The organism is Limnospira sp. PMC 289.06 (genome assembly GCF_032350395.1).
Classification (GTDB): Bacteria; Cyanobacteriota; Cyanobacteriia; order Cyanobacteriales; family Microcoleaceae; genus Limnospira; species Limnospira platensis.
Map to the genome: position 1 here is coordinate 1 of NZ_JARPLC010000130.1, position 12,658 is coordinate 12,658.

Annotated in this window: 13 protein-coding genes and 1 pseudogene; 13 read left to right on the forward strand and 1 reads right to left on the reverse strand. The window is 41.1% G+C overall.

Annotated features, from left to right (window positions below):
- From P5674_RS19820 to P5674_RS26655, 7 genes and pseudogenes are all read left to right on the forward strand, one after another.
- Nucleotides 1–1,192 (forward strand): reverse transcriptase domain-containing protein (locus P5674_RS19820; RefSeq protein WP_315670218.1); only part of this gene is annotated, 1,192 nt, incomplete at its 5' end.
- Between the two features lie 107 nt (nucleotides 1,193–1,299).
- A complete protein-coding gene (locus P5674_RS19825) occupies nucleotides 1,300–1,590 on the forward strand; it encodes a hypothetical protein (RefSeq protein ID WP_006616539.1) in 291 nt (96 codons plus the stop codon).
- 102 nt (nucleotides 1,591–1,692) lie between these two features.
- The gene (locus tag P5674_RS19830; protein ID WP_157888738.1) at nucleotides 1,693–1,857 is read left to right on the forward strand and encodes a hypothetical protein; all 165 of its coding nucleotides are present in this window, start codon (nucleotides 1,693–1,695) and stop codon (nucleotides 1,855–1,857) included.
- Between the two features lie 39 nt (nucleotides 1,858–1,896).
- Nucleotides 1,897–3,237 carry a hypothetical protein gene (locus P5674_RS19835; protein ID WP_006616540.1) on the forward strand — a complete coding sequence of 447 codons (1,341 nt, stop codon included), beginning with the start codon at nucleotides 1,897–1,899 and terminating at the stop codon, nucleotides 3,235–3,237.
- A gap of 36 nt (nucleotides 3,238–3,273) precedes the next feature.
- Entirely contained in the window at nucleotides 3,274–3,888 is a 615-nt protein-coding gene (locus tag P5674_RS19840) for an OmpA family protein (RefSeq protein ID WP_006616541.1), read from the forward strand.
- A 4-nt stretch (nucleotides 3,889–3,892) separates the two neighbouring features.
- Nucleotides 3,893–4,426: a Rab family GTPase gene (locus P5674_RS19845; RefSeq protein WP_006616542.1), complete on the forward strand. Its 534-nt coding sequence runs from the start codon at nucleotides 3,893–3,895 to the stop codon at nucleotides 4,424–4,426.
- A gap of 494 nt (nucleotides 4,427–4,920) precedes the next feature.
- Nucleotides 4,921–5,980, forward strand: a pseudogene (locus P5674_RS26655) (adenylate/guanylate cyclase domain-containing protein); the annotation flags it as partial.
- Nucleotides 5,981–6,007: 27 nt separating this feature from the next.
- Here P5674_RS26655 and P5674_RS19860 read toward each other — a convergent pair.
- The gene (locus P5674_RS19860) at nucleotides 6,008–6,997 is read right to left on the reverse strand and encodes a hypothetical protein (RefSeq protein WP_014276628.1); all 990 of its coding nucleotides are present in this window, start codon (nucleotides 6,995–6,997) and stop codon (nucleotides 6,008–6,010) included.
- A gap of 176 nt (nucleotides 6,998–7,173) precedes the next feature.
- On the opposite strand from P5674_RS19860, the gene mnmG reads away from it, so the two are divergent.
- The 6 genes from mnmG to P5674_RS26660 all read left to right on the forward strand — a co-directional run bounded on the left by mnmG (nucleotide 7,174) and on the right by P5674_RS26660 (nucleotide 12,413).
- Complete coding sequence (gene mnmG, locus P5674_RS19865) at nucleotides 7,174–9,087, forward strand: tRNA uridine-5-carboxymethylaminomethyl(34) synthesis enzyme MnmG (RefSeq protein WP_006616246.1); 1,914 nt, start codon at nucleotides 7,174–7,176, stop codon at nucleotides 9,085–9,087.
- Between the two features lie 173 nt (nucleotides 9,088–9,260).
- The gene (locus tag P5674_RS19870) at nucleotides 9,261–9,755 is read left to right on the forward strand and encodes a DUF1269 domain-containing protein (protein ID WP_014276629.1); all 495 of its coding nucleotides are present in this window, start codon (nucleotides 9,261–9,263) and stop codon (nucleotides 9,753–9,755) included.
- Between the two features lie 87 nt (nucleotides 9,756–9,842).
- Nucleotides 9,843–10,055, forward strand: coding sequence for a hypothetical protein (locus tag P5674_RS19875; RefSeq protein WP_035738179.1), 213 nt, complete (start codon nucleotides 9,843–9,845; stop codon nucleotides 10,053–10,055).
- A 3-nt stretch (nucleotides 10,056–10,058) separates the two neighbouring features.
- Nucleotides 10,059–11,285: a glycosyltransferase family 2 protein gene (locus P5674_RS19880; protein WP_014276631.1), complete on the forward strand. Its 1,227-nt coding sequence runs from the start codon at nucleotides 10,059–10,061 to the stop codon at nucleotides 11,283–11,285.
- Between the two features lie 36 nt (nucleotides 11,286–11,321).
- Nucleotides 11,322–12,050, forward strand: a complete 729-nt coding sequence (locus P5674_RS19885) for a Uma2 family endonuclease (protein WP_006615898.1) — start codon at nucleotides 11,322–11,324, stop codon at nucleotides 12,048–12,050.
- A 180-nt stretch (nucleotides 12,051–12,230) separates the two neighbouring features.
- Entirely contained in the window at nucleotides 12,231–12,413 is a 183-nt protein-coding gene (locus tag P5674_RS26660) for a hypothetical protein (protein WP_014276632.1), read from the forward strand.
- Nucleotides 12,414–12,658 lie beyond the last annotated feature (245 nt).

Sequence of the window (12,658 nt, forward strand, 5' to 3'; positions counted from 1 at the left end):
AAACCATGATTACCTACTGTCCAAAATTCATTGTCCAAGCAGCCTGAAAAGAGACCTAAAACAATGGCTCAAAGCAGGTGTACTAGATAACGGTGTATTTGAGGATACTGAAACAGGGACACCTCAAGGAGGGGTAATAAGTCCACTCCTGGCTAACATCGCACTGTTGGGCATGGTTAGGTTAATTGAAACGATGTATCCAAAAACAAAATGGGTTAAGGTTAAAGTCACCTTAATAAGATATGCCGATGATTTTGTAGTGATATCACCATCACTAGAGATTATTGAACAGTGCAAGATTGCTATTTATGAATGGTTAAAACCTATTGGGTTAGAGATTAAACCGGGAAAAACTCGAATCTGTCATACACTCAATCCTATTGAATATGATGGAAAACTTGAAGAACCCGGATTTGATTTTCTAGGATTCAATATTAGGCAATATCCTGCAGGAAAATATAAAACTGGGAAAACTGGTGGAGCAGCAAGCCGTCCAATCGGTCACAAAACTCACATCAAACCCAGCAACAAAGCAGTTAAAGCCCACACAGAAGTGATTAAGGATGCAATAAAAAATCTTAAAACCGCACCCCAATCAGCCCTGATAAGCAAACTAAACCCAATCATAAGGGGATGGTCAAACTATTATTCAGCGGTAGTCTCATCAGAGACCTTCGTTAAGCTAGACCACAAAGTCTGGTTAATGTTAAGGGCATGGACAGTATCAAGATGCGGAAAGACAAGTTACAAGAAGCTAAGAAACTATTTCAGTCATGGAACGGTTAGACTTAGTAATGGGAAAGAAAGGCATGAATCTTGGTTGTTCCAGACTAAGGATGGACTCACATTATGGCAACATAATTGGACTCCGATTGTCAGACACACCCTGATACGCCCTGACGCAACACCATATGACGGAAATTGGACTTACTGGGCAACTAGGAAAGGACAAGCAATTGACACGCCAAATAGGGTAGCAAAACTACTCAAAAAGCAAAAAGGCAGATGTACCTGGTGCGGACAGTATTTTGCACCATCGGATTTAATTGAAGTAGACCACATTGTACCTCGAAGCTTAGGCGGAAAGGATGAATACAAAAATCTTCAACTACTACATCGCCACACCCGCGATGATAAGACGGCATTAGATAATGTCAACGCTGTATCCCTAACAATGGAGCAATCAAATTAGGAGCCGTATGAGGTGAAAGTCTCAAGTACGGTTTTGTATGGGAGGGGGAGATGGCGACATATCTCTCGACCCCTACTTGACTGAATTATCTATCAGGGGTGGCATTTATGACTAGATCGCAAGAAACTCCCAAGAGCATAAATCAATCACAAGAGGTTGAGTTAGAATCTGTTGAGTCTGAACCACAACTGGATGAGTTGGTTGATCTTTTGATTGATGTGTTGCTTGGGAAGCCTAATGATGAATCTATCACTAACTCACCTCAAACTCCCAAAGTTGATAATTCTCCATCTCAAAATAGCAATATTAAGCATGAACAAAAATCCTCATATTCTCGGAAAAGTAATTCACAAAATCTGGGTGTGAAAAGGGAGGATCTACTTTCTGCTCAACCATAAGATTTTACCCAGGTAGAGACTAAGAAGGTAGAGACTACTAAGAAGATAGAGACTCAGGTAGAGACAGCATTCTCTGAGTTAATCCCAGAGGATGAGGAAGTGGTGACTAAGGCGGTTCGATTAATTGAAATTTCCCCAAATGAGTTTAGTAAGTATTTTGATGATCCAGTGTCTGTCCAGTCTGGAGAAACTGCTAAATCTCATGCAAATAATAATAATGGTTCTGATTTGGAGGAGGAGAAAACCTCTGTTTCTGCGCCGCCATAAAACCAAACCAGCGATACAGAAGTAGATCTAAGTCAGGACTTGTCCGACCCTTTCGACCCATTACAGGATCTGCTGCTAGGTTCCAAATTCTCGGAGTTTGAAAAAGTCACTAAAAGTTATCTTGAGACTGAGTTACCGAGGCTACAGAGCCCAATTCAGTCAGCGGAACAGAAACTGCAAGCGGTTCAGGATAAATTTGATGATCCTGGCAAGATTTTTAACCTATTACTCCCAGCTATAACAGCTATCATTAATGAGCAAATGCTTCTGTCTCAACCACAAGTTATAGACTCAATTGTGCCGATTATTGATGAGATTATTGCGGGGAAAAAACGACAAGATAAGTCGGGGATGATTAATGCGATCGCCGATTTATTACCTGGGGCGATTTCTCAGCATATTAAAAACGCCCCGGAAGAAGTGGCGAAGGCTTTAGCGCCGGAAATAGCGATCGCGCTTCGTGAGCAAAGAAAATTAGATCAAAATGCCATAGCTAATGCTTTAGCACCAGAAATGGGTAAAGCTATTAAGGAGCAAATTCGCCTAGAAAGTGATGCGATGGTAGATGCTTTATATCCTGTGATTGGTAATACTATCAGCAAATATCTAGCCGAGGCTGTTCAGAATATTAACGACAAAGTAGCTAATGCTTTTAGTTTTGAGGGAGTGGCGCGGAAAATTAAAGCTAAGGTGAAGGTGGTTTCGGAAGCAGAATTAATCCTCAAAGAATCTTTACCTTTTGCAGTTCAAGCCATCTTTTTAATTCATAAAAACTCAGGGTTAGTGATTTCGGAGGTGCAGGCTTCTGGTAGCTATAGCCTTGAGTCAGAAATGGTAGCCGGGATGTTAACTGCTATTCGCAGTTTTGTGAATGATTGCATTGTGCAAATTGATAATTATTCAGAACTCAATGAGATTGAGTATGGGGATTCTAAAATAATCCTAGAGGTGGCGGGTTACTGTTATTTAGCTGTGGTAACTAAAGGGGAACCCACGCCAGAATTTATCGAAAAAATGCGACAAACTATGGGTATAATTGTTTTAGATTACGGAGAATTTATCGAAAATTTTGATGGCGATCGCGACAATATTCCGCTGGCTGTACATCAGTTATTAGAAAGTTTAATTAAATTTGTATTTGAGAAAAAATTAAAGCGACTACCTCTGGCTCTGATTAGTTTGGGAGTATTTATCGGGTTGTTAATTTTAATTCCTTGGGGATATTTTTCTTATCAAGAATACCGGCAAAGACGCATAGCATATCAAACCGCCCAAACCTTAGCTGCAACTCCTGAGTTAGCGATTTATAAGATTGCTGTCTCAGGGGAAGGTGAGCAATTAAGACTGAGTGGAAAAGTTCCTAATGAAAGATTACGGTAATTAGCGGAAAACTTAGCTGTATATAGGGCTTCTGACTTGCAGATAGATAACCAAATTATCGCTGTTGATGTACCGCCAGATCCTATAGTAACGGCTGGAGAAGTGGAACGCATGACGGGGATTTTCCATGAAATTGCTGGCGTTAATATTGAAAGCAATTATAGTGATAGCGATCGCCAAGTTATTATTAGTGGTCAAGTCAGACAAATGAGAGACGCTCAAATAATTCCCGCCGCCTTTGAAAATATTCCTGGGATAAAATCAGTTTTTAGCACCTTAAAAATCGATCCAGTCCGCATAGAAAATCGCATCTACTTTAATTCCGGTTCAGCACAGCTTAACCCCCAAGATCTGCAAATCATAACCAAAATCCAAGAATTTCTGGATCGGTATCCGCAACTATCGCTCAGAATTATTGGTCATACTGATCTGAGGGGAAATGCTGCTAGAAATCAGCAATTAGCCCTCAATCGAGCCATAGCAGTTCGGGACGCTTTGACCAAACAAGGAATTGACCCGAAACGCCTAGAGGTAGTAGGTAACAGCCAGCCACCTACAGATGTTGTATCTCATCAGCCTTTCTTATTGGGGAGAACTGTGGTATTTGAAATAATAGATAACCAAGACCAGAACCAGGGAGAACAACCTTAATCCAATGTCTAAAATTTCTAAAAAAATGTGTATGGTTGGTGACTTTAGCGTTGGCAAAACCAGCCTAATTCGGCGTTTTGTAGATGGTCAATTCAGCGACCAATATCTGTCAACAGTGGGAGTGAAAATTTCCCGCAAAGCTGTTGACTTACCCAACGTAAAACCGGAAGAAATAGTCAATTTACAGTTGTTAATTTGGGATATAGAAGGGCACACAAAATTTCAAGCAATTGCGCCTTCTTACCTACAGGGAGCGGGCGGGGTGATTTTGGTAGCCGATCTCAGTCGCCAAGAAACTATTGAGCGGTTAATTGAACACTTGAACTTGTTTTTATCTGTGAACCCAAAAGGTGAAGTAATTGTAGCTTTGAATAAGGCTGATTTGGTGAATGAAAAAGACCTGGAAAAATTGACTAAATATGTGCCAGAACCAGTTATCGAAAAAGCCCTAGGTATTTATCCCACTTCAGCGAAAACAGGTGATTATGTGGATGAAATATTCCAAAAATTGTCTTATAGTATGGTGGTTAAGGTTTAATCATTACCCATAATTAGGACTTCAATAATCAGGTATAATTAGTTAAAATCAGGGTCTCCAAAAACTTGAATATACCAGAGGATAATATGAAGCAACTTGGCTCGAAAATTGTAGTTCCCCATCACTTAGAATATTTAATTATTGATGCTAATTTAATCATCTGTGAACTGTCAGCACAGGTAGATCGTTTTGCTGATGAACCGGAGTCATTTCAACTTGGTGAAGATATCCACAATGGCTTACCAGAACTCTTCGGAACTGAGGAGATGTTAATGGAGGTATTGCGGGGAGAATTACCATCTTTTGAAATGAAAGGAATTGGTCGTTTTGCTGACCCAGACTCCCCCCTTTATTTAGATTTTTTTGCAAATCGGTATTATGATGATAAAACGCAAGAATATCAGCTAATTATCTTCTTTTCTGATGTGACAGATAGAATGGTTTTAGAGCAAAAATTAGTTCAAAGTACCAACGAAACTAGCCTGTTATTAAGAGCCTTAGCGGAAAGCGAAGAAAAATATCGAGATTTGTTTGAAAATGCTAGTGATTTAATTCAGTCTTTTGGTATGGATGGTAGTTTTATCTATGTGAACAGAGCTTGGAAGCAAACTCTAGGATATACTGAATCTGAAATATCTAATCTGACTATTTTTGATATTATTCATCCTGATAATAAATTTCATTTTTTACAGATTTTAGCTCGTCTTGTGAGGGGGGAGTTAGTTGATTCTATTAAAGCGGAATTTATTACTAAAGATGGTAAGAAAATTTCAGTAGAAGGTAGTATCAATTGTAAATTAGAAGATGGTAAAGCGATCGCCACACGAGCCATTTTACGGGACATTACGGAACGCTTATTAACAGAAGCAGCTTTACAGCATGAGCGAGAACAAACGGAACGTCTTTTACTTAATATATTGCCTAAAAAAATTGCTGATAAGCTGAAACAACAACCGGGTAGCGGAAATTTTTGCGGAAGTTACAGTATTATGTACTGATATTGTCGGTTTTACCCAGTTAGCATCGGAACTTTCTCCTGTGGATTTAGTCAACCTTTTAAACAAAATTTTTTCGGCTTTTGATATGCTCACGGAAGCCTATGGATTGGAAAAAATTAAAACTATTGGAGATGCTTATATGGTAGTGGGAGGACTCCCACACCGTCGAGATTATCATGCTATTGCTATTGCGGAAATGGCTATTAATATGCAAAAAGTTATGGCTGAATTAAATAAGACACAAAACCGAAAATTAAGTATCCGCATAGGTATTCACAGCGGACCAGTAGTGGCGGGTGTGATTGGTTTGAAAAAATTTATATATGATTTATGGGGTGATACGGTTAACACTGCATCCCGAATGGAGTCCCATGGCGTACCTGGTAAAATTCATGTTTCTGAGGATACTTATCAACTCCTACAACATCAGTATTTATTTGAAAAGCGAGAGATGATAGATGTCAAAGGTAAAGGTAAAATGATTACCTATTTTCTGTTTGGACCCAAAAAAAATCCCAGCTTTAATAATAGTGAGGTCACAAGTAATGTGAATTGATCACTGGTGAATTTTCACTATTTACTGTTATGTATCATCTGGTTTATTTCCGGTGTTGCGAACATCAATCAATCGGTTGAGGAGATCAAACCAAAATGAAGATCCCATGGAGATAGCGATCGCTGTTAATAGCCAACCACCAATGACTCTAAGAATTGTCAATCCCGAAATTTCACCGCCGAATTGGTAGGCTAAATTAGCGGAACTCCAACCCAAAGGAAGAGACCATAGTTTCTCTTGTGCTATCTTGAGAAAATCCTCACTGACAAGGGTTTCACAGTCGTTTTTATCTAAGGAATTTTGACTTAAACAATTGATATAGTTTTGCCAGGAATCACTATCACTTAAAATTATCTGAATATCTTGGCTAACTTGTTGGCGAATTACAGGTTCTAAGGAGAGGCGGTTAGCAATATTAATAGTATCAACATTCATGATGATGGCAGCCCCAAATCCCAAGGCTAAAATCATCAACTTAACTCGACGTTTAAAGACACCAGAAGCGCGATCCATTGATTGATTAAACCATGCCATTACCTCGGTTTCTAAAGCCTTAATAAAAACATTTTCAAAACAATTAATTTGTGCTTGATTAGCGAGCGATCGCATTAATCCTATATGTTCCGGCTTGAGAATTTTGGCGACGGGTTGAGAAGCGATCGCCTCCTTAAAATCATCCACAGATAAAGTGACAATTTTTGATTCTTGTCCCGCAGTTTCCATCAACACACTAATCAACGCCAAAGAAAAGGTATCATCAGGAATATAAGAAGGACCCACACCCCGGTTAAATCTATCAATTTTATAATCTTGTAAAGACCCGACTAAAGGATGATTATAAATCTTTTCGGTCATGGCATCCCCTAAGATACTCTGAATAGATGCCTTGAGATTTTGGGCGCGCCAGTCAAACAAATAAGAGGCGATAAGTTCCTGTAAATTTGATACAAAAAGGCTTAAAATCAGGTAAATAAAAAACAGACCGATCGCTACATTAACTAAAGCCGGAATATTCATAATTTGTGTGGGTGATTAAATCAGCATTTAATTAATAAATTATACCTCTGGGACATGATTAATTTGGGTGATGCCCCAATTATCTATAAGATTATCCCCAATCAATGTTAAAATAACTATAATATCATTAGATATCCCTAAAATCAAATAGAGCGACATTGTAAAATATTCCAACTATGACCGTAAATTCACCCGTAGACTTTCAAGAAGAATTTGATATCATCGTAGTCGGTGGCGGACACTCAGGCTGCGAAGCGGCTTTAGCGGCAGCGCGTTTGGGTTGTCGCACCTTGCTGCTGACCCTGAATTTAGATAAAATTGGCTGGCAACCCTGTAACCCGGCTGTGGGGGCTCCCGCGAAGTCTCAACTCACCCACGAAGTTGATGCACTGGGGGGAGAAATTGGCAAAATGGCCGATCGCACTTACCTGCAAAAACGTCTACTTAACAACTCTCGCGGGCCGGCTGTTTGGGCGTTGCGGGCGCAAACGGATAAGCGCGAATATGCAGCAGTAATGCGACAAATAGTCGAAAACCAAGAAAACCTATCAGTCCGGGAGGGAATGGTAACGGATTTAGTATTAGGATTAAATGACGAAATTATAGGTGTAGAAACCTATTTTGGTGTAGCATTTGCCTGTCAAGCTGTCATCCTAACTACTGGGACTTTTTTAGGTGGAATTATTTGGGTGGGTAACAAATCCATGCCAGCGGGACGAGCTGGAGAATTCGCGGCCGTAGGACTTACAGACACACTGAACCGCTTGGGGTTTGAAACCGGACGACTGAAAACCGGAACTCCCGCACGAGTAGATAAGCGATCGGTTGATTATAGCAACTTAGAACCTCAGCCAGGAGATGAACGAGTGCGATGGTTCAGTTTTGACCCTCAAGTGTGGGTTGAAAGGGAACAAATGAACTGTTATTTAACCAGAACTACGGCGGAAACTCATCGATTAATTAGGGAAAATTTGCATTTATCGCCGGTTTATGGCGGTTGGGTAGATGCTAAAGGCCCCCGTTATTGTCCGAGTATTGAAGATAAAATTGTGCGGTTTGCAGACAAGGAAAGTCACCAGATTTTTATTGAGCCGGAAGGTCGTCATATTCCTGAACTTTATATTCAGGGATTTTCTACTGGTTTACCGGAAAAATTGCAGTTAGAAATGTTGCGGAGTCTTCCCGGTTTGGAAAACTGCGTTATGCTACGCCCTGCTTATGCGGTGGAATATGATTATTTGCCGGCAACTCAGTGTTATCCTACTTTGATGACTAAGAAAATTGAGGGATTATTTTGTGCTGGTCAAATTAATGGTACAACTGGATATGAAGAAGCGGCAGCCCAGGGAATTGTGGCGGGAATTAATGCGGTTAAATTAGTGCGGGGGGAAGATATGATTGTGTTTCCTCGGGAACAAAGTTATATCGGCACTTTAATTGATGATTTGTGTACGAAGGATCTACGAGAACCCTATCGAATGTTAACCAGTCGGTCGGAATATCGGTTATTATTGCGATCGGATAATGCCGATCGCCGCCTAACTCCCTTGGGTCGGGAAATTGGTTTAATTGACGATCGCCGTTGGCAATTATTCCAACAAAAACAGGCTAATATTATCGCCGAAAAGCAGCGGCTAGACCAGACCAGAGTTAAGGAACGCGACGAAATTGGTATAGCGATCGCCTCTGATACTCAACAAAAAATTAAGGGGTCAATTAGCTTGGCGGAATTGTTGCGCCGTCCTGGTTTTCACTATGGCAATTTAGAACATTACAACCTAGGTAATTCTCAGTTATCCTTAGAGGAAAAAGAAGGCGCGGAAATTGAGATTAAATATTCCGGCTATATGGAACGCCAGCAAAACCAAATTGATCAGATCAGCCGCCATGCTAACCGCCAACTTCCTCAAGACTTAGACTATCTTACCATTGAAACCCTATCTATGGAGTCACGGGAAAAGTTAAACCGGATCAAACCCTTAACTATTGGTCAGGCTTCCCGTATTGGTGGGGTTAACCCCGCAGATATTAACGCTTTGTTAATTTATCTGGAAGTCCGCCACCGTCAAACTGCGATCGCCATGAAATAAGGGTTGATTATTAACTATCCATTCGCCGGGTTTCTATTCATTCAGAAATCCGGTTTTTCTTTTAAATATAACCACATTGCCATCTACTAATCATAAAATTTTGCTTAAATTTGTACAATTTTATACAATTATGATTATACTACCCCCATATAATCATCAACAGATTGATAACAATGGCAACTTTAACAGTTTGGAAATACAATAGCGCTGATGGTGCTAAAAATGCTCTGACTAAACTCGCTGAACTCCAGAAACAACGTTTAATTCAAATCGAAGATGCGGCTATAGTATTCTGGCCACAAGGTCGTAAGAAACCCAAAACCACCCAAGCCGTTGACCTAGTGGGTTCTGGTGCATTTGGCGGCGCTTTTTGGGGTCTATTATTCGGCTTGATTTTCTTTGTTCCGGTATTAGGAATGGCGGTCGGTGCATTAGCCGGAGCATTGTCAGGATATTTCACTGACTACGGCATTGATGATGACTTTATCAAAGATGTCCGAAATCAAGTAACTGAAGGTACTTCCGCACTGTTTTTACTAACCAGTAGTGTGACTTTAGATAAAGTAGAGGAAGCCTTCAAAGATGAAGAAAAAGGTGAGTTGATTAAATCCAACTTGACCAATGAACAGGAAGCTAAGTTACGGGAAGATTTCGGCGCAGACGAGTAATTTGTCACTAATTTAGCTTGGTAAAATGTGGGGGATAAGCTGGAATGATCCCCCACAAAAATATCCCACCCCAAATAAGGCAATTAAATGATGTGGATTAAAGTTACAGATAAAGCTACCTACTTAATGAATTCAGATATACATATTGAGAAAGTAAGCGGCAATGTTAAAATCGAAAGAGATGGTAAAAAGATTACTATTCAAGGTATGCCGCGTCAATGGTTCATTTCCCAATCTCTCAATGTTGTAGTTGATTTAGATGCGCCAGAAGCCGATGTGCCTGAAATGGAGCCTATGTAAAAAATGATCACTATCTGGGTTGGTTTCACGCTGGGATTAATAGCTTTTTGTTTGGCAATTCCGATCATGGTTCTGTTCGTTGAATGTTTGGCAGCCGGGTTTAATTTCCCAGGTTTTACATCAAATGACGACCTACCAGAACCGACAATTTCTGTATTAATTCCGGCTCATAATGAAGGGTTAGTTATTGGTCAAACTTTGGCTAATATTTTACCTCAACTGAAACCGGACGATGAAATCATTGTAATTGCGGATAACTGCACAGATGAAACTGTAGCGATCGCCACTGAAAACGGAGCGCAAGTCCTGGAAAGGCAAGATCCAGACAACAGAGGAAAAGGATATGCTCTCGATTATGGATTACACCACCTAGCCCAAAACCCCCCAGAGGTGGTAGTTATGATTGATGCTGATTGTTTAGTGGAACCGGGAGCGATCGCCACTATTGCTCAACAAGCCTTGCTCACAGCCAAGCCAGTGCAAGCATTATATTTAATGGAAACACCCCCCAATCCATCTGTCAAGAACTCCATTTCTGCCTTGGCATTCTTAGTCAAAAATTGGGTGCGTCCCCAAGGATTAGCGAAACTAGGGGGACCTTGTTTATTAACCGGAACTGGGATGGCTTTTCCCTGGTCAATTATTCAAAGCATATCCTTAGCGAGTAGTAATATAGTCGAAGATATGCAGCTAGGTGTCGATTTAGCGATCGCCGGTTATTCCCCCCAATTTACAGCCAAAGCAAAAGTAATTGGATACCTTCCCCAAGACGAAACCGCCACCACCAGTCAACGCACCCGTTGGGAACACGGTCATTTACAAACCCTGAAAACTCAAGGGCCGCGCCTGCTCAAAGCCTCCCTAAGCCAAAGACGTTTTGAACTGTTACAAATGGCATTAGATCTATGTGTTCCCCCCCTCTCCCTTCTCGTAATTTTGTGGGTCGGTGCAGCCGCCATATCCTTACTCGCCAGTAGCCTAGGAGTCTCTGCTATTCCCACCATCATCATAGCCCTAGAGGGGCTGCTGCTAATTGCCGCCATTGGTATGGCTTGGGCAAATTTTGGGCGATCGCTTATCCCCCTCAAAACCCTCTTAGGTATCCCCCTATATATACTGTGGAAAATCCCCCTATATTTAACCTATTTCATTAAACCCCAAAAAGAGTGGGTAAGGACTCAAAGAGAACCCCTTGATAAATCCTCCCCAAATTCCGATAAAATATTGTGATATAATCCAAGTGTTCCAATATCTGCAAGGTTAGTCATGTTAGCCACTTCCCCAACTTACACTATCACTTGGGAAAAGTTGCCAGATGATTTTGTGTTACCCGATGATCCCGTGGATAATATCTATCAACCAGCCCTAGCAGCAGCCCTTACCGAAAGTTTAAGGTTAGCCGGAAAACTGCCAGAAAAGTCGCTCACCCCCACCAACTACGGCATTTGTGCCACCATCAACGGTAAAATAAGCATAAAAGCCCCAGATTGGGCGTATATTCCGCAAATTACCGTCAATCTCGAAGAAGTAGTTCGTAGTTATACCCCCCGACTACAAGGGGATATTCCCGCACTGGTACTAGAATTTTTATCAGATACAGGTGGGGGTGAATATTCAATTAAACAAACCTATCCCCCTGGAAAGTTATTTTTCTATCAACAGATTCTACAAGTACCTAATTATGGCATTTTTGAGCCAGACACAGGCACATTAGAACTCTACCGTTTAGACGAGAACCAACGATATCACCTAGAGTCACCTAATGAACAGGGCAGATTTTGGATACCAGAAATGCAGCTTTTCTTAGGTGCAGAGCAAGGAACCCGCGAAAATCTCACGGGCTACTGGCTACGTTGGTGGGATCAACAAGGAAACCTACTCCTATGGGCGACTGAACTATTAGACCAGGAACGTCAACTATTAGACCAGGAACGTCAACGAGCTGAAAAATTAATCGCCCAATTGCGGGCGGCGGGTATTGAACCTGATACATAGCCTATAACCCCCATTCTACTGTTACTTAGGTGTTACTCAAAACCGTAGTAGAGTAACAAGTGAGTAAAAAATGAGTAATGCTACTAAACTCCCTACAGTGGGGGGAAGGGTAACTATAATGAGAGCTATAGCAGATTCCTGAAAGCCTATCAAGACTTTAAAAGGGAATGTCCCAAAGGAGTGACACTCAAGTTACAAAAGTCCGGGACTAAGTATAATTTGCTATTGCAGTTTAAGCAGCCACCTACCGGAAAACGGCTACCCAAGACAGCTAATCTTGAGTGTACACCCCAAGGGGTGATAGACGGGGTTAAGAAAGCCAAGTTAGTGGCACCAAGCCCTGGGAACTATCAGCAGCGCTAGTGAATTCTGGGACTGGTACGATGCGACTATCTTAGGAAAGAACCAGATTGAGGATAATCTGATAACCTATCGGGAAATATTCCAACAACTAGAGGATGAGTATTTTGCGGGTTACAACCGCAACACAGGAAGGAAACGTTCTCGCGATATCGCTAGTGACTTAGCGTCTTACGACACTACTAAAGGGGCATATTTCAGGCTGTTCCCTAACTGGGATGAATATCCTAGCTGGGAGAGTTTCAAGA

Bases quoted from the DNA above. Each gene is read 5' to 3' on its own strand.
- P5674_RS19825 (WP_006616539.1), top strand. From the start codon at position 1,300: ATGACTAGATCGCAAGAAACTCCCAAGAGCATAAATCAATCACAAGAG.
- P5674_RS19875 (WP_035738179.1), top strand. From the start codon at position 9,843: ATGATGTGGATTAAAGTTACAGATAAAGCTACCTACTTAATGAATTCA.
- P5674_RS19870 (WP_014276629.1), top strand. From the start codon at position 9,261: ATGGCAACTTTAACAGTTTGGAAATACAATAGCGCTGATGGTGCTAAA.
- P5674_RS19885 (WP_006615898.1), top strand. From the start codon at position 11,322: ATGTTAGCCACTTCCCCAACTTACACTATCACTTGGGAAAAGTTGCCA.
- P5674_RS19845 (WP_006616542.1), top strand. From the start codon at position 3,893: ATGTCTAAAATTTCTAAAAAAATGTGTATGGTTGGTGACTTTAGCGTT.
- mnmG (WP_006616246.1), top strand. From the start codon at position 7,174: ATGACCGTAAATTCACCCGTAGACTTTCAAGAAGAATTTGATATCATC.
- P5674_RS19860 (WP_014276628.1), bottom strand. From the start codon at position 6,997: ATGAATATTCCGGCTTTAGTTAATGTAGCGATCGGTCTGTTTTTTATT.
- P5674_RS19880 (WP_014276631.1), top strand. From the start codon at position 10,059: ATGATCACTATCTGGGTTGGTTTCACGCTGGGATTAATAGCTTTTTGT.